General features: G+C 67.0%; 14 protein-coding genes. 4 read left to right on the forward strand and 10 right to left on the reverse strand.

Annotated elements, in window-relative coordinates:
• Nucleotides 1-1,284 (forward strand): phosphoribosylamine--glycine ligase, encoded by a 1,284-nt coding sequence (purD, locus tag QP609_RS18860; protein WP_014648625.1) that lies wholly within the window; start codon nt 1-3, stop codon nt 1,282-1,284.
• A gap of 78 nt (nt 1,285-1,362) precedes the next feature.
• Here purD and QP609_RS18865 read toward each other — a convergent pair whose 3' ends face one another.
• The 8 genes from QP609_RS18865 to rhlB form a co-directional block, all read right to left on the reverse strand.
• Nucleotides 1,363-1,695, reverse strand: a complete 333-nt coding sequence (locus tag QP609_RS18865) for a DNA-binding transcriptional regulator (RefSeq protein ID WP_014648626.1) — start codon at nt 1,693-1,695, stop codon at nt 1,363-1,365.
• Nucleotides 1,679-2,068 carry a type II toxin-antitoxin system RelE/ParE family toxin gene (locus tag QP609_RS18870; RefSeq protein ID WP_080053023.1) on the reverse strand — a complete coding sequence of 130 codons (390 nt, stop codon included), beginning with the start codon at nt 2,066-2,068 and terminating at the stop codon, nt 1,679-1,681. The genes QP609_RS18865 and QP609_RS18870 overlap by 17 nt, the downstream gene beginning before the upstream one ends.
• 169 nt (nt 2,069-2,237) lie before the next feature.
• Entirely contained in the window at nt 2,238-3,113 is an 876-nt protein-coding gene (gene rpoH / locus QP609_RS18875) for an RNA polymerase sigma factor RpoH (RefSeq protein WP_005411269.1), read from the reverse strand.
• Between the two features lie 278 nt (nt 3,114-3,391).
• On the reverse strand, nt 3,392-4,105 hold the full coding sequence (ung, locus tag QP609_RS18880; RefSeq protein WP_014648627.1) for a uracil-DNA glycosylase: 714 nt from the start codon (nt 4,103-4,105) through the stop codon (nt 3,392-3,394).
• Complete coding sequence (locus QP609_RS18885; protein ID WP_019660837.1) at nt 4,102-4,944, reverse strand: response regulator; 843 nt, start codon at nt 4,942-4,944, stop codon at nt 4,102-4,104. Before QP609_RS18885 ends, ung begins: the two co-directional genes overlap by 4 nt.
• Before the next feature lie 7 nt (nt 4,945-4,951).
• Entirely contained in the window at nt 4,952-5,899 is a 948-nt protein-coding gene (ftsX, locus tag QP609_RS18890; RefSeq protein WP_197621437.1) for a permease-like cell division protein FtsX, read from the reverse strand.
• Nucleotides 5,900-5,902: 3 nt separating this feature from the next.
• Nucleotides 5,903-6,589: a cell division ATP-binding protein FtsE gene (gene ftsE, locus QP609_RS18895; protein ID WP_014648630.1), complete on the reverse strand. Its 687-nt coding sequence runs from the start codon at nt 6,587-6,589 to the stop codon at nt 5,903-5,905.
• Between the two features lie 164 nt (nt 6,590-6,753).
• Nucleotides 6,754-8,475: an ATP-dependent RNA helicase RhlB gene (rhlB, locus tag QP609_RS18900; RefSeq protein WP_049439326.1), complete on the reverse strand. Its 1,722-nt coding sequence runs from the start codon at nt 8,473-8,475 to the stop codon at nt 6,754-6,756.
• Between the two features lie 508 nt (nt 8,476-8,983).
• Here rhlB and trxA point away from each other — a divergent pair.
• From trxA to QP609_RS18915, 3 genes are all read left to right on the forward strand, one after another.
• Nucleotides 8,984-9,313: a thioredoxin gene (trxA, locus tag QP609_RS18905; protein WP_005411275.1), complete on the forward strand. Its 330-nt coding sequence runs from the start codon at nt 8,984-8,986 to the stop codon at nt 9,311-9,313.
• 227 nt (nt 9,314-9,540) lie between these two features.
• Entirely contained in the window at nt 9,541-11,286 is a 1,746-nt protein-coding gene (rho, locus tag QP609_RS18910; RefSeq protein ID WP_046429862.1) for a transcription termination factor Rho, read from the forward strand.
• Nucleotides 11,287-11,494: 208 nt separating this feature from the next.
• The gene (locus QP609_RS18915) at nt 11,495-13,069 is read left to right on the forward strand and encodes a sensor domain-containing diguanylate cyclase (protein ID WP_032961682.1); all 1,575 of its coding nucleotides are present in this window, start codon (nt 11,495-11,497) and stop codon (nt 13,067-13,069) included.
• 39 nt (nt 13,070-13,108) lie between these two features.
• On the opposite strand, the gene QP609_RS18920 is transcribed toward QP609_RS18915, so the two are convergent.
• Together QP609_RS18920 and aceK are read right to left on the reverse strand one after the other, a co-directional pair.
• Nucleotides 13,109-13,999 (reverse strand): energy transducer TonB, encoded by an 891-nt coding sequence (locus QP609_RS18920; protein WP_049404052.1) that lies wholly within the window; start codon nt 13,997-13,999, stop codon nt 13,109-13,111.
• A gap of 80 nt (nt 14,000-14,079) precedes the next feature.
• Entirely contained in the window at nt 14,080-15,810 is a 1,731-nt protein-coding gene (aceK, locus tag QP609_RS18925; RefSeq protein WP_049439331.1) for a bifunctional isocitrate dehydrogenase kinase/phosphatase, read from the reverse strand.
• Nucleotides 15,811-15,916: the final 106 nt, after the last annotated feature.

Genomic DNA, 15,916 nt, shown 5'->3' on the forward strand with positions numbered 1-15,916 from the left:
ATGAAGATCCTCGTCATCGGCTCTGGCGGCCGCGAACACGCCCTGGCATGGAAGCTGGCCCAGTCCTCCCGTGTCACCGAAGTGATCGTGGCGCCCGGCAACGCCGGTACCGCCAGCGAAGACACGTGCCGCAACGTGGCAGTCAAGGTGACCGATATCGACGGCCTGCTGGCGTTGGCCCAGGCCGAAGGCGTAGCGCTGACCGTGGTCGGCCCGGAAGTACCGCTGGTGGCCGGCGTGGTCGACCGCTTCCGCGCCGCCGGCCTGCGCATCTTCGGGCCAACCGCCGCCGCCGCGCAGCTGGAAGGCAGCAAGGCCTACGCCAAGGACTTCCTGGCGCGCCACAACATCCCCACCGCGTACTACGCCGTGCACAGCGACGTGGACGCCGCGCTGGCGTATGTGCGCGAGAAGGGCGCACCGATCGTGGTCAAGGCCGATGGCCTGGCCGCCGGCAAGGGCGTGATCGTGGCGATGAGCCTGACCGAGGCCGAGGACGCGGTGCGTGACATGCTGTCCGGCAACGCGTTTGGCGATGCCGGTGCGCGCGTGGTCATCGAGGAATTCCTCGACGGTGAGGAAGCCAGCTTCATTTCGATGGTGGACGGCGTGCATGCGCTGCCGATGGCCACCTCGCAGGACCACAAGCGCGTCGGCGACGGCGACACCGGCCCGAATACCGGCGGCATGGGCGCCTATTCGCCGGCCCCGGTGGTGACGCCGGAGGTGCATGCACGGGTGATGCGCGAGGTGGTGAACCCCACCGTGCAGGGCATGATCGCCGACGGCATCCCGTTCACCGGTTTCCTCTACGCCGGCCTGATGATCGATGCCAGCGGCGCACCGAAGGTGATCGAATTCAACGTGCGCTTTGGCGACCCGGAAACCCAGCCAGTGATGCTGCGCCTGCAGTCGGACCTGGTCGAGCTGGTGGAAGCGGCTATCGATGGTCGCCTGGATGAGGTCGAAGCGCAGTGGGACGCGCGCCCGTCGCTGGGCGTGGTGCTGGCGGCCAGGCCGTACCCGGAAGCGCCGATCACCGGTGACGTGATTTCCGGCCTGGACGACGTGCCGGCCAGTGCCAAGGTGTTCCATGCCGGTACGGCATTGGATGCGCAGGGCCACGTGGTCAGTGCGGGCGGTCGCGTGCTGTGCGTGGCCGCACTGGGCGACAGCGTGCGCGACGCGCAGGCCAATGCCTATGCCGGCGTGGCCAAGGTGAGCTGGGCCAACGCGTTCCACCGCAACGACATCGGTTGGCGCGCGATCGCACGCGAGGGGTGAGGCACACCCCCGCTTCCATGCATGGCGCGGATTGAATACCACAGTAAAGCAAAGGCCCGGCATTGCCGGGCCTTTGCTTTACAGGACTGCTTCGAGACCCTTCCGATCAATCAGGTTCAAAAGCTTCAGCGACGGCCCGCTCGGCTTCTTCCCGCCCTGTTCCCAGCTACGGACTGTCGAAACGCTGGTGTTGAGCACACCTGCGAACACCGGCTGGCTAAGTTCCAACGACGTGCGAAGTGCACGGATCTGGGCGCTGCTGTATTCGGGCACAGGCCTCAGACAAAGCGCCTCGTACATGCTCATGCGCCGCTTGTCGATGAAGCCGCTGGCGTAAAGGCCCGCCGCGCCTTCATGCACCGCATCGAGGATCGCACTCTTTGCACGTCCATGTTCAACCGTCTTTGTCATGGCAAATCTCCTGCAGTTCTCCGCAGATAACTGCCCTGTCCAACTGTTCAGGGCTCATTCTCAAGAACTCAGACGCATACAGCTGAAGGGCGTCCCGTTCCGCACTACTGATGGTCGCGCGCGCGTTCTTCTCGTAGCAGAAGAGAAAGAACCAGTAGTGCCCCACCCTAGTTGCGACAATAACGCGGGCGCTACCGCGCTTTCCGCGGCCCGGCAGCGCCACCCGCTTTTTGAGAAGGCCGCCCCCTATATCTGCATCAATCAGTCCTTGACGCATTTCCACCACCGCGCGGCACAAGGCTCTATCGGTCAGTGAAGAACGTCGTGTACTGCGGTTGAAGCTTCGAGTGCGGAAGACACGTGACATGATCATACCGTGCCACCGAGTGGTACGGCGTGAAAATCAGCGTCCAGCGCATGCTCCGGTCGGCGCAGCTGCCACCCTGGCGTCAGGATTGATCCATGCCATGCGTGGATGCGCTCCAGAAACAAAAAGGCCCGGCATCTCCGCCGGGCCTTTCTTCAATCCAACGCCACCCCGCTTACGCGGTGAACAGCGCCTTCATCTTCTTCAGCGCGTTCGCTTCAACCTGGCGGATGCGCTCGGCCGACACGCCGTACTCGTCGGCCAGTTCCTGCAGCGTCACCTTGCTGTCCGCGTCCAGCCAGCGGCGGCGGATGATGTCGCGCGAGCGGGCATCCAGTTCCGCCAGGCCTTCGCGCAGCAGCTGCATCTGGTTATCTTCGCTGTCCTCGCGCTCGTAGGCCATCGACGGGTCTTCGTCATCGGCAACCAGGAACGCAGCCGGCGACGGCGGCGCGTGCTCGTTGTCCTCGTCGGTCGGCGCATCGAAACCGATATCGCGGCCGGACAGGCGCGACTCCATTTCCATGACCTCGCGCTCGGACACGTTCAGGTCCTTGGCCACCGCGCTCACCTCAGCCGCGTTCATCCAGCCCAGGCGCGTCTTCGACTTGCGCAGGTTGAAGAACAGCTTGCGCTGCGCCTTGGTGGTGGCGACCTTCACGATGCGCCAGTTCTTCAGGATGAACTCGTGCATCTCGGCACGGATCCAGTGCACCGCGAAGGAGACCAGGCGCACGCCCATGTCCGGGTCGAAGCGCTTGACCGCCTTCATCAGGCCGATGTTGCCTTCCTGGATCAGGTCGCCCAGGGCAAGGCCGTAGCCGTTGTAGCCGCGGGCCACGTGCACCACGAAGCGCAGGTGCGAATGCACCAGCTCGCGGGCAGCGTCCAGATCGTTGCCATCGCGGAAGCGACGGGCCAGGTCCTGTTCGTCATCGACCGACAGCACCGGGATCTGGTGCACGGCACCGATGTAGGCGTCCAGCGAACCGAGCGCACTGGGAATCGGGAGATTGTTTGCCACAAGGGCAGTAGAGGTGTTCTGGCTCATAGGCACCCATCTTAGCAGTCCGGGATTTGGACTGCTAAAGGAGGAAAAAGTTCCAGCATCCCATTGATGCAACACTGGTCCCAAACAGAGCCCTACCGTAGCGCGATTTGATGACAGTGGCGAGCATGCTTTTCGGGATTCACAATCCCTTGGAATTCAAGCAATTACCTGCCGGGAACCGGCCGATTCCGGTCAAGCGGAGCTGAACGGGCCGTTCTGGAGGCCCATTCAGGCCAGGGAACGTTGTCCGGCGTTCAGGCCCGGCCGCCAGCCGGCGCTCAGAGCACCGAGCGCGGCGGCAGCGACCAGTCGATCGGGGCCTGGCCGCGGCGCTGCAGGTACTCGTTGGCCATCGAGAAATGACGACAGCCGAGGAAGCCCCGATGGGCCGAAAGCGGCGACGGATGCGGCGACTTCAGCACGCGATGGCGGCGGGTGTCGATCACCTTGCCCTTCTGCTGCGCATAGGCGCCCCAGAGCATGAACACCAGCCCTTCGCGCTCGCGGTTGAGCACATCCACCACGTGGTCGGTGAAGCCTTCCCAGCCACGACCCTGGTGCGCACCGGCCTTGCCCTCTTCCACCGTCAGTACCGCATTGAGCAGCAGCACGCCACGCTGCGCCCACGGAATCAGGCAGCCGTGGTCCGGACGCGGGATACCGAGATCGCTCTCGATCTCCTTGTAGATGTTCAGCAGCGACGGCGGCACCGGCACGCCCGGCGGCACCGAGAAACTCAGGCCATGTGCCTGGCCGCGACCGTGGTACGGGTCCTGCCCGAGGATCACCACCTTCACCTGCTCGAACGGCGTGGCGTCGAACGCGGCGAAGATCTGCGGGCCGGGCGGGAACACCGCCGCGCCACTGGCCTTGCGCTGGCGCAGGAAGCTGGACAGCTCGCGCATCTGCGGCTGCAACAGGTAATCGCCGACATGCTGCTTCCAGCTCGGTTCCAGCTGGATCGTCGGGGTGTCGGCTACTTCATCCATCATCGCAACAGAGGTCCATCGTTCAATCGGGCCAGCCTCAGCTGGAACAGCACCTTGGTGACCAGCAGCCGTTCTTCGATCGGCTTGAGCACCAGGTCGTTGGCACCGGACTGCAGCAGCCCGGTCTGGTTGTGCGGGTTGCCATCGCCGGTCATCACCAGCACCGGCAGGCGGCGCTTGCCGTAGCCGAAATCCACGCGCACGCGCTGCACCACGTCGCGACCGCTCAGTTCGCCCTTCAAGGTGACGTCGGTCAGCACCAGGTCGATGCGGTGGCGACTGCGGCCCAGCGACTCGGCGGTGAGCAGGGTGAACGCTTCTTCGGCGCTGACCACGTGCAGCACGTTCAACTGCTGGCGTTCCAGCATGCGCTTGGTGGCCTCGGCCACCACGCGGCTGTCCTCGATATAGAGGATGGTGGCACCGGGGATGGTCTGCGGCTGCACGTAGCCGCGGATGAAGGTCGCCAGTGCTTCATGGCCGAGCGATTTGTCGAAATAGTCGGTGACGTACTCGGTGAAGCGGCGCTGCTCAAGGTGCTGCTGGGCATCGCCGGAGACCACGATCACCGGCACATAGGCCTGGCCAGCCGCTTCGCGCACCATCCGCGCCAGCGCCAGGCCGTCGCCATCGCGCAGGGTCAGCGAGGTCGTCACCAGGTCCACCGGCCCCTGTGCCAGCGCCTGCTGTGCGTCCTCGATGCTGTCGCAGCCGATCACCTCCACGCCCGGCAGGTCACGCTGCAGGACGTCGGCGATCAGCTTGCGCACCAGCTTCGAGCCATCGACCACCATCACCCGCGTCGCGGGCCCTTCAAGGTGTTTCAGCGCTTGCGGTTGCATGCCGGTCTCAGGTGTCGGTCGGGCGGGTCTGGCGGAGGAAGTGGCCGGTGACCAGCCAGGCGCCCAGCCAACCCAGCAGCAGCGTGCCGAGCAGGACCAGGCCGCCGTGCAGCAGGTCCAGGCCGTGCAGTACGAACGGGCTGCCGTAGCTGCGCGAGAGTTCGGCCAGCGGCATGCGCAGGGCGGCACCCGCAGCGCCGATCAGGGCCAGCGCCACCGCGCCGGCGCCCAGGCCGTACCACGCGCCCAGGTACAGGAACGGGCGGCGGATGAAGCCATCGCTGGCGCCGAGCAGCTGCAGCACGCCGATCTCTTCGCGGCGGGCCTGGATGTCCAGGCGCACCGTGTTGCCGACCACCAGCGCGGCACCTGCGCCGAGCAGGACCGACAGCACCTGCACCAGCCGCGCACCGAAGGCAAGCCAGGCATCCAGGCGCTGGCGCCACAGCGCATCGTGCTGCACCAGATCGGCCTCGGGCAGGCTTTCCAGCGCGCGCGCCAGGCGTGCGTCGTCCTTGCCCTGGCCGGGAGTGATCACCAGCAGCGAAGGCAGCGGATTGTCGTTGAGTGCGTCGATCGCCTCACCCAGGCCGGCATCGCGCAGTTCCTGCAGGCCCTGCTCGGGCGTGCGCACGTTCACTTCGGCCACGTCGTCGCGGTCGCGCAGCTGGCCGGCCAGGCGCAGCGCGCCGGGTGCATCGACGTTGCCCTTCAGGAACACGTTGATGTCGCGCGACTGCTGCACGCTGCCGGCGAACTGCTCGAGGTTGTCCAGCGCGATCGACAGGCCCAGCGGCAGCGCCAGCGCCAGCGCCATGACCATCACCGTCAGCAGGGTCGCCCATGGCTTGCGGCAGGCGCGGCCCAGGCTGAACACCACGCTGTGCACGTGGTGCTGGAACCAGACGCCCACGCGCGAGGGGGCGGCGGCTTCGCTGTTTTCGTTCTTCGCCATCGGTTACTCCGCCAGGTCCTGCGGCGAGATGTCATCCACCAGCCGGCCATGGTCGAGGATCAGCACGCGCTTGCGCATGCGGCGCAGCAGCGGCAGGTCGTGGCTGACCACCAGCACGCTGGTGCCGCGCGAGGGCAGCTCGGCGAACAGGGCCATGATCTCCGCCGCCAGGGTCGGGTCGAGGTTGCCGGTCGGCTCATCGGCCACCAGCAGCTTGGGCTCGCCGACGATGGCGCGGGCGATGCCCACGCGCTGCTGCTCGCCGGCCGACAGCTGCGAGGGCAGCGCCTTCTCGCGATGGCCCAGGCCCATCCGCTCCAGCACCGAGCGCACGCGCTTGCTGATGTCGCCACGGCGGGTGCCGCGCAGGATCAGCGGCAGCGCCACGTTCTCGGCGATCGAGCGGTCCATCAGCAGCCGGTGGTCCTGGTAGACCGCGCCCACCGCGCGTCGGTGGCGGGGCACGTCGCCGCCGCGCACCTTCAGCAGGTTGCGCTCGTCGAACACCACCGCGCCGCGGCTGGGCCGCTCGTCGAGGTGGATCAACTTGAGCAGGGTGCTCTTGCCCGCACCGGAATGGCCGGTGACGAACAGCATCTCGCCCGGCGCGACCTCGAAGCTGACATCGATCAGCGCCTCGTGGCCACCGGCGTACTGTTTGCTGACATTGTCGAAGCGCAGGACACTCATGCCCCGATTATGCAGGAGCGGCGCGACCTCGTGGAGACGGTGGCGCCGATCGGTAGTGCCGGCCGCTGGCCGGCAGCCATGTGGGTTGCCGGCCAGCGGCCGGCACTACCGTTCAAAGCCACCCGACCAGCGGTCGGGGGCTTCCCGCTGATCGGCAGCGCCGATCAGCTGCCCGACAGCATCCGGCGGATCTTGCGGCCGATGCGGGTCAGGAACGAATCGCCGCTGTCGGCCGCCGTGCGCACCGGCTTGGCCACCACCTGCACCGGGGTCACCGGGCTGGCGCCGTTGCCGGCGTTGGCCTGCACGCCCTCGCCACCCTCGACCGGACGGCCGTGGCGACGACGACGGCGCTTGCGCGGCTTGCGCTCGCCATCCACGGCACCTTCCGGCGCGCCCTCGGCGCGGGGCGGGCGCGGCGGACGCGGAGCCTGGGCGACAGCGGCTTCAGCACCTTCGGCCGGGGCAGCTGCAACCTGCTCGCCTTCCACGCGCGGCTTGCGCGGGCCACGCGAACGGCGCTCGCCGCTGCGCTCACCGTCGCGACGCTCGCCACGGCCACCGCCGGAGCGGCCCCCACTGCGACCACCACCACGGCGCTCTTCTTCAGCGGCGCGGGCTTCGCGCGCTTCACGGAAGATCTGGCCGACGCTCTCGTTCTCCTCACCTTCCTCGCCAGCAGCCGGGGCCGGGCGTTCCGGGCGCGGCAGCGGCGTCAACAGTTCCTTGGTGACCGGCTCGGACGGGATCTTCTGCTCGATGTAGGCCTCGATGTCCGGCAGGCCCATCGCGTAGCGTTCGCAGGCGAAGCTGATCGCATCACCCTCTTCGCCCAGGCGCGCGGTACGACCGATGCGGTGCACGTAGTCTTCGGCGTCGAACGGCAGGTCGTAGTTGTAGACGTACTTGATGCCGTCGATGTGCAGGCCACGCGCGGCCACGTCGGTGGCCACCAGGATTTCCAGCTGGCCCTTCTGGAAGCGGTTGAGCAGGCTCTCACGCTTCTTCTGCGGCACGTCGCCGGACAGCACGCCAACGCGGTAGCCGGCCTTTTCCAGCGAGCGGGCGACGCGCTCGACGAACACCTTGGTATTGACGAACACCATGGTGCGCGCGCCTTCACTGCGCGACAGCAGGCCCAGCAGCAGCGGGATCTTCTCGTCGTCGGCCGGGAAATAGATGCGCTGGCGCACGCGCGCAGCGGTGATGGTCTCGGCTTCGACCACCAGCTTCTGCGGCTCGTTCATGTGCTCGTAGGCCAGCTCGAGCACGCGATGGCTGAGGGTGGCACTGAACAGCAGGGTCTGGCGGATGGTGCGTTCCGGCATGCGGCGCAGCAGGAAGCGGATGTCCTTGATGAAACCCAGATCGAACATGCGATCGGCTTCGTCCAGCACGCAGATCTCGCAGGCATGCAGCGAAACCACCTTGTGCTGCTTGACGTAGTCGATCAGGCGGCCCGGGGTGGCGATGATCACGTCCACGCCCTGCTGCAGCAGCTCACGCTGCTTGTCGTAATCCACGCCACCGTAGACCAGCGCGAAACGCAGACCCAGGTCGGAACCGAACTTCACCGCATCCTTGTGGATCTGGATGGCCAGTTCGCGGGTCGGGGCAAGGATCAGCGCACGCGGATCCTCCGGCTTGCGGTCGGCCAGCGCCGGGCGGGTCAGCAGGCGGTTCACGACAGCGACCAGGAAGGCCAGGGTCTTGCCGGTGCCGGTCTGGGCCTGGCCGGCAACATCACCGCCGGGCAGCGCGACCGGCAGGGTCAGCGCCTGGATCGGGGTGCAGCGGGTGAATCCGGCTCCTTCAAGGCCGGCCTGCAGGGCCGGATGCAACTCGAAGGAGGAGAAGGTCAAATCGGTCAGCGGTTTGTCGCTCATGAGTCCGTCTTGGTATGGCCGCCGGCCCGTGGGGCGGCTGGCACTTCATCGTCTAGGGGCACCGTCGCAAACTGCGGCCCCTGCGGCGGGTTGGCAGGCTGGGACCACCGGTCCGCGCGCCGCACAATGCCCCAGTTTACCGCACTCGGGCAGGCAAACCGGAATGCGGCGTCTCATGGCGTCCAGAGACGCCACCTTCACCCAGCCACACCGGACTTGAACGGCCTGCCCGGGTTCGCTGGTGTCGCCCACTGCCAGCCCCATGTACAGGAAGACAGTGAAATCCGACACATACCGGCCATCGAAGCGATCACGATACGCTGGGTTCCAACCGGCGCCTGTCCCTGCCCTGCGATAGGGGTACACTGCCGGCCGTGAGCGTCCAGGCATCCCGCCGAACGCACCGCGGCAGTGCGCCGCGAGGCAACGACGAGGGTCGCGCCACCGGGCATGGCCCAGTTCACCCACCTCCGGCATGGCCGGGTGCAATCCAAGACGAGAAACCAAGATGAGCGACAAGGTTGTACATGTCGGCGACGCCGACTTCGATAGCGCAGTGCTGAATTCCAAGGAACCGGTGCTGGTCGATTTCTGGGCCGAGTGGTGTGGCCCCTGCAAGATGATCGCCCCGGCGCTGGACGAACTGGCCGATGCCTACCAGGGCCGCGCCAAGATCGCCAAGGTCAACGTCGACCACAACCGCGCACTGGCCGCCAAGTACCACGTGCGTTCGATTCCGTACCTGGTCGTGTTCAAGGACGGCGAGAAGGTCGGCGAGCAGATCGGTGCGGTGGGCAAGGCCCAGCTGGCCGGCCTGCTGGACAAGGCCCTGGCCTGATCCTGCTGTTCCCGGCAGCCGCTGCCCGCGGCTGCCGGCGGGCGCCCCGCGTCCATCATGAATGCTGTTCCCGGCGACCCTTGCATGCCGCCGCAGGCCGATGATAGTGTCGGCATATCCGGCCGCGCTCGCGTGCCGCACCCTCTGGACGCAGTTTCTTCCAGACCCATTCCCAACGTTCGCCGCCCCAGCCGGGCGCTCGCACCTTCAAGCGAGGAATAACGCTCTTGTCCGATAACACTTCCGAAACCGGCAGCGCCGATGCGCCCGCCGAAAAGCGCGTGCGCAAGCCCCGCGTGAGCAAGGCCGCCGCCCCGGCAGCCGCCGAAACCAGCGCCGCTCCGGCGCAACCGACCCTGCCGCTGGCAGCCGCGCCCGAAGCGCCGGCACCGGCTGCAGCCGCCCCCGCGCCGAGCGCGCCTGCCACTGAAGCCCCCGCCTCCGGCGGCGGTGAGGGTGGCGAAGGCCGCGAATCCGGACAGCGCCAGCAGAACCACCAGGGCGGTGGGCAGCACCAGGGCCAGGGTCAGAACAACAACCCCTACAACCAGAACGGCCAGCAGGGCCAGGGCAATCGCCGCGACCGTTTCCGCAACCGTCGCGACCGCGACCGCAACCGCGGTGGCCGCGATGACGGCATGCCGCAGGACGGCGGCGAGCAGCAGCCCTTCGTGCCGCGCCCGCACGCCAACGTGCCCGAGGGCTTCCCGGTCTACTCGCTGAGCGACCTCAAGCGCATGCCGGCACAGAAGCTGCTGGAGATCGCCGAGCAGCTGCAGATCTCCGAAGGCGTGGCCCGTGCCCGCAAGCAGGACGTGATCTTCGCCCTGCTCAAGGTGCTGACCCGTCACGGCGACGGCGTTGCCGCCGATGGCGTGCTGGAAATCCTGCCGGACGGCTTCGGCTTCCTGCGCGCGGCCGAAGCCAGCTACCTGGCCGGCCCGGACGACACCTACATCTCGCCCAGCCAGATCCGCCGCTTCAACCTGCGCACCGGCGACCACATCTCCGGCCGCATCCGCTTCCCGAAGGACGGCGAGCGCTACTTCGCGCTGAACATCGTCGACACCATCAACGGTGAGCCGATCGAAGCGTCGAAGAACAAGGTGCTGTTCGAGAACCTGACCGCGCTGTTCCCGCGCCGCCGCTTCACCCTGGAGCGTGGCAACGGTTCGTCGGAAGACATTACCGGCCGCATCCTCGACCTGATGGCGCCGCAGGGCAAGGGCCAGCGCTCGCTCATCGTGTCCCAGCCGAAGGCCGGCAAGACGATGATGATGCAGCAGGTCGCCACTGCCATCACCACCAACCATCCGGACGTGCACCTGATCGTGCTGCTGATCGACGAACGCCCGGAAGAAGTGACCGAAATGCAGCGCACCGTGCGCGGCGAGGTCATCAGCTCGACCTTCGACGAGCCGGCCGCGCGCCACGTGCAGGTGGCCGAAATGGTCATCGAGCGCGCCAAGCGCCTGGTCGAGCACAAGAAGGACGTGGTGATCCTGCTCGACTCGATCACCCGTCTGGCCCGCGCCTACAACAACGTGGTGCCGAGCTCGGGCAAGGTGCTGACCGGTGGTGTGGACGCCAACGCCCTGCACCGCCCGAAGCGCTTCTTCGGTGCCGCGCGCAACGTGGAGGAAGGCGGCAGCCTGACCATCATCGCCACCGCGCTGGTCGACACCGGCTCGAAGATGGACGAGGTGATCTACGAAGAGTTCAAGGGCACCGGCAACAGCGAAGTGCACCTGAGCCGCCGTATCGCTGAAAAGCGCGTGTTCCCGGCCATCGACATCAACCGTTCCGGCACCCGCCGCGAGGACCTGCTGATCGAGCCGGAACTGCTGCAGAAGATCTGGATCCTGCGCAAGCTGCTGCATCCGATGGATGAAATGGCCGCGATGGAGTTCCTGCTGGACAAGATGAAGAACACCAAGTCCAACGACGAGTTCTTCGGCTCGATGAAGCGCTGATCCACGGCATTGCATCGAAAGGAACCTGCCGCTCGCTGCGGCAGGTTTTTTTTTGCCTGCAGGGCGACCCACTTCACTTTGCCGCCGCCGACTTTTGGCGATAATCCGCCCGATACCCTGCCCGGCCCTGCGGGCGTGGCCACCGATTCCGCTGTCGCCCCTTCCGGAGAACCGGTCGGGTCCAGCCTCCTGCCGGATCCGTCGACGCATGCGAACGCTGTCTCCCCGCCTCAACCTGGGCAAGCTGATCCTCGCCCTGGCCCTGCTCAGCGCCATCATCGCCCTGGCCAATACACTGCTGGCCAGCTACCGCGTGCAGCGCGACCAGCTGGTCGGCAATACCCTGGAAGCCAACCGCGTCTATGCCACCAAGCTGGCCGAGACCACCCAGAACTTCCTGTTGGCCGCGCAGCAGGAGCTGGCCTACGCCGCCACCCGGCTCGGCCAGAGTGACCTCGATCCGGCACAGGCGCAGGACGAGGCCAGCCGCCTGCAGCTGCAGACCAACAGCTTCAATTCCTCGCTGGTGGTGGACGCCGACGGCCTGGTGATCGCCACCTCGCCGCAGACCCTGCAGCTGCAGGGCGAGATCCTGCACAGCGTCGGCAACAATGCCGCATTGGCTGCACGCCAGCCGATGATCAGCGACCCGTACCAGTCGACCACAGGCAAGCTGCTGGTCTCGCTGTCGCACCCGATCTTCGACCGCCAGGGCCACTATCGCGGCTACGTCAGCGGCACCCTGTACCTGCGCCAGCGCAGCGCGCTGCATACGCTGCTGGGCAAGCACTACTACCGCGACGGCTCCTACCTGTACGTGGTCGACCGCCATGGCCGCCTGCTGTACCACGCCGACGGCAAGCGGGTCGGCGACTACGTGGTCGGCAACCCGGCGGTGAAGGCGGTGGTGCGCGGTGAGCGCGGCGCGCAGCAGGTCCGTAACAACCTGGGCGTGTCGATGCTGGCCGGTTACGCGCCGGTACCGGCCACCGGCTGGGGCATCATCGCCCAGCGGCCGACCGAGGCCACATTGCAGCCGTTGTCACGGTTGATGACCGCGGTGATCTGGAACGCGATCCCGCTCGGCCTGCTGTCACTGCTGATCACCTGGTGGTTCGCCCGGCGCATCTCGATGCCGCTGTGGCAGCTGGCGCGCAACGTGCAGGGTGGCGAGGACACCGGCAGCGCGATCAACCACGTCAGCGGCATCCGCGCATGGTACTTCGAGGTTGCCCAGCTCAAGCAAGCGGTCCTGCACAGCTTCAACGCCCTGCAGGACCGCATTGGCACACTCAACCGCGCCAACCGTACCGATCCGCTGACCGGCCTGCTCAATCGCCGCGGCCTGCAGCAGGCGCTGGATGCGCTGCAGGTGCAGGGCATTCCGTTCGCGATCCTGGCGCTGGACATCGATCGCTTCAAATCGATCAACGACAGCCACGGCCATGACGTCGGTGACGCCGCCATCGTCCATATCGCCGACCAGATGCGCCGCTACTCGCGCGACAGCGACATCCTCTGCCGTGCCGGTGGCGAGGAATTCCTGCTGCTGCTGCCGGGCATCAGTACCGACTCGGCGCGCCAGGCCGGCGAGCGCCTGCGCCAGCACATCGCCGATCATCCGTTCGAGCCGGTCGGCACCATCACCGTGTCGCTGGGCGTGGCCCACTTCCCCAGCTTCCATGTCGATGCCGAGCAGGCGCTGCGGCTGGCCGACAAGGCCCTGTACATGGCCAAGGAACAGGGCCGCAACCGCGTGGTGGTCTACCCGTACGCGGACTGAAAAGCGGCCGGCCTGGCCGACCGCTCCATCGCACCGGGCTCAGCGCTGCGCCAGCGGCGTCAGCAGGCGCAGGCCGCGCTGGGTGCCATCGACCATGTACACGCCGCCGGCCGGCAGCAGATCACTTCCCGCCTGTCCGGCGCCATCCGGCGTGCGCCAGGGTGCGGCCTGGCGCGGGCCGGGGATGAAGGCACGCCAGCGGCCGTAGCGTTCCGGCTGGCCGTTGTCGCTGTTGTTCAGGGCGAAAGTGACCGGCACGCGCACGGTCCATGAATCCCGCGTGCTGTCCTCGCCGGTGGTCGGCGGCGAAAAGGTCCACTTGCGGGCCGCACTGATACTGGCCTTGGCGAAGATGTCGCGCATCCTGGCCATGGTCCGTTCCGGTGCGACCACGGTCATGTTCACCTGCTCGGCAATGACATCGGCCACGGTGCCGTCGCGTGCGACCTTGACCAGCAGCAGTACGTCACCCTGCCCGCCATTGCGGAAGGCCTCTTCGGGGTAGCGCGGCGGCGGCATGCGCTTCTGGGTGATCGAATCGGTAGCCTTCGGATCATATTCACTGAAGTCGACGCTGGTCATGCTGATCTGGTAGTTGCCGTCTTCCTGCTGCTTGCCACGCAGGCGTACGCGCAGCGGCGCGTGGACGGCCACCGGCGTGCCATCGCGCAGCGTCGGTTCGAACTGCCAGCCGCGGATGGCGCCTTCCACGAACGACACGATGCCGGGTGCGAGCATGGCACGCTGGTCCAGGACCAGCGTGCTGACCGAACCATCGGCCGCCACGTCGATACTGCCCGACAGCACCATGCTCATCTCGGCAGTGGCGCGCACGGCGCGCGCGTTCTGGGCCATGGCATCGGCCGGCAGCAGGGGAGCACCGGCGGCGAACGCCAGGGCCAGCGCAAGGAACAGGGGGGAACGCATCATTGCCGGATCCATGGTGATGAGGTGAACCCCGAGCGTACCGCAGTCCGAGCGGGACCGGCAGGCAGTCCACGCCACGCCGTTCAGGCCAGGCGATGGACCGCCGCATAGGGCGGCGTATCCGGATAATCACCGCTGGCGAAGCGCGCCTGCAGGCCCTGCCACCACGCGGGATCAAACAGGTGCCGGTAATGTTCGCGCACCGCCGCCAGCTCGCCCGCCGGCAGGCCCATGAACGGGCCGAAGCGCTCGGGAAACACGTCGCGTGGCCCGACATGGAACCAGGGTTCGTCGGCCATGGCTTCCTCCGGCGTGCGCGGCTGCGGCCAGGCGCGGAAGACGCAGTCGCTGACCAGGCACAGCTCGTCATAGTCGTAGAAGACTGCCCGGCCATGCCGCGATACGCCGAAGTTCTTCGGCAGCATGTCGCCGGGGAAGATGTTGTTGCGCGCCATGTCGGTGATCGCCTGCGCGTAGTCGAGTACCGCCGCACGCACCGCGTCGCCGCCCTGCTCGCGCAGGTACAGGTTCAATGGACGGAAGCGACGCTGCACGTAGCACAGTGCGACTTCCACCTGATCGCCATCAACGCGCACGCTCTGCGCGCACTGCGCAAGCAGCTCCTGCAGCAAGGCCGGTGCGAAGCGGTCGCGCGGGAAACGCAGATGGCGGTACGGCTGCGCATCAAGCAGGCGACCGACACGGTCGAGGTTGAACACCAGCGCATACTTCTCTTCCACCTGCTGCCGCGACATCGACTTCGGCCACGCGAAGCGGTCGCGGATCAGCTTGAACACCAGCGGATAGCTGGGCAGGGTGAACACCGCCATGACCATGCCCGGCGTGCCTTCGGCATGCACCAGCCGCTCCTGCGGATGTTCGTTGAAGTGGCGGAAGAAGGTACGGTAGCGCTCGGTCTTGCCCTGCTTGGCGCGGCCCAGCACCGTATAGATCTCATCAATGGGCTTGCCCGGCAACAGGCTGCGCAGGAACACCACCGCATCGCCCACCGTGGCAAGGTCGGCCTGGAAATAGCTGCGCGACACGCCGAACAGATGGGCGACATCGCGACGCCGGGTCAGCACCGCATCTGCACGCAGGCCCTGCCCATCGTTGACCAGGGCGATCACGCACGGTGAGAAGCGGTGTTCGCCGAACACGCGACCCACCAGGTAGGCGCGGCGCTCCCGGTAGAACACGGTGTCGAGCAGCTCGATGCTGCGCACCGGCGTATCACCCCAGTGGGCCAGATCATCCTGCAGGCGCACAGCGATGGCCGCCGCGCAGCGCAGCTGGTGCGCATACGGAATGTCGAAGCGGTAATCGGCCAGCACGCGCTGGAGAGCCTCCACCGGCCGCGTCGGCGAGACCGCATAGGTATGCCGTGCGACCGGGTGGGTGATCGCATCGGACGGCTCGACATCGAAGGCGATGAACTCCAGCGCCGGGTCCACGCCACGGGTGGAGAACAAGCGCCGCGACAGCGTGTTGTAGAAGGTCTTGTACAGCTCGGCGTCGATCAGCCCCCGCAGCAGTGCGCTATAGCGCGCATGCACCTGCAGCCACAGCGCGCGTTCCCCGATCGCTTCGCCGGCGAGGCGCCGCAGCGCATCCATCTGTTCGGCAATGCACAGGTCGTACAACGCGATGCGCTCGACTGCATCCCGGCGCGCGCCCACCCAGTCGCGCTGCTCGAAACGCTGCCGCGCACGGGCGGTGATCGCCGCAAAGCGGGCGTGATACTGCTCGAAGCCGGCGTGAATGGCGCCGGCGATGCGCGACGCCAAGTCGGCAACGGTGTCAGGCTCGGACATGCAGGGCTCACCCGGGAGGACCTGCCTCACCATACGCTGGCGTGGGGTGGCTTGTGTAGGGCCACTGCATGCCGCGACAAACGCAACGATTCCTACAGACCTGATG

The sequence above is a fragment of the Stenotrophomonas sp. 8(2023) genome, from assembly GCF_030345295.1.
Lineage (GTDB): Bacteria > Pseudomonadota > Gammaproteobacteria > Xanthomonadales > Xanthomonadaceae > Stenotrophomonas > Stenotrophomonas muris.

What these genes read in the sequence shown, in the direction of transcription:
- QP609_RS18885 (WP_019660837.1), bottom strand. Translation starts at nt 4,944, where the DNA reads ATGCAACCGCAAGCGCTGAAACACCTTGAAGGGCCCGCGACGCGGGTG.
- purD (WP_014648625.1), top strand. Translation starts at nt 1, where the DNA reads ATGAAGATCCTCGTCATCGGCTCTGGCGGCCGCGAACACGCCCTGGCA.
- QP609_RS18915 (WP_032961682.1), top strand. Translation starts at nt 11,495, where the DNA reads ATGCGAACGCTGTCTCCCCGCCTCAACCTGGGCAAGCTGATCCTCGCC.
- QP609_RS18865 (WP_014648626.1), bottom strand. Translation starts at nt 1,695, where the DNA reads ATGACAAAGACGGTTGAACATGGACGTGCAAAGAGTGCGATCCTCGAT.
- QP609_RS18920 (WP_049404052.1), bottom strand. Translation starts at nt 13,999, where the DNA reads ATGATGCGTTCCCCCCTGTTCCTTGCGCTGGCCCTGGCGTTCGCCGCC.
- aceK (WP_049439331.1), bottom strand. Translation starts at nt 15,810, where the DNA reads ATGTCCGAGCCTGACACCGTTGCCGACTTGGCGTCGCGCATCGCCGGC.
- trxA (WP_005411275.1), top strand. Translation starts at nt 8,984, where the DNA reads ATGAGCGACAAGGTTGTACATGTCGGCGACGCCGACTTCGATAGCGCA.
- QP609_RS18870 (WP_080053023.1), bottom strand. Translation starts at nt 2,068, where the DNA reads ATGATCATGTCACGTGTCTTCCGCACTCGAAGCTTCAACCGCAGTACA.
- ung (WP_014648627.1), bottom strand. Translation starts at nt 4,105, where the DNA reads ATGATGGATGAAGTAGCCGACACCCCGACGATCCAGCTGGAACCGAGC.
- ftsE (WP_014648630.1), bottom strand. Translation starts at nt 6,589, where the DNA reads ATGAGTGTCCTGCGCTTCGACAATGTCAGCAAACAGTACGCCGGTGGC.
- rhlB (WP_049439326.1), bottom strand. Translation starts at nt 8,475, where the DNA reads ATGAGCGACAAACCGCTGACCGATTTGACCTTCTCCTCCTTCGAGTTG.
- ftsX (WP_197621437.1), bottom strand. Translation starts at nt 5,899, where the DNA reads ATGGCGAAGAACGAAAACAGCGAAGCCGCCGCCCCCTCGCGCGTGGGC.
- rpoH (WP_005411269.1), bottom strand. Translation starts at nt 3,113, where the DNA reads ATGAGCCAGAACACCTCTACTGCCCTTGTGGCAAACAATCTCCCGATT.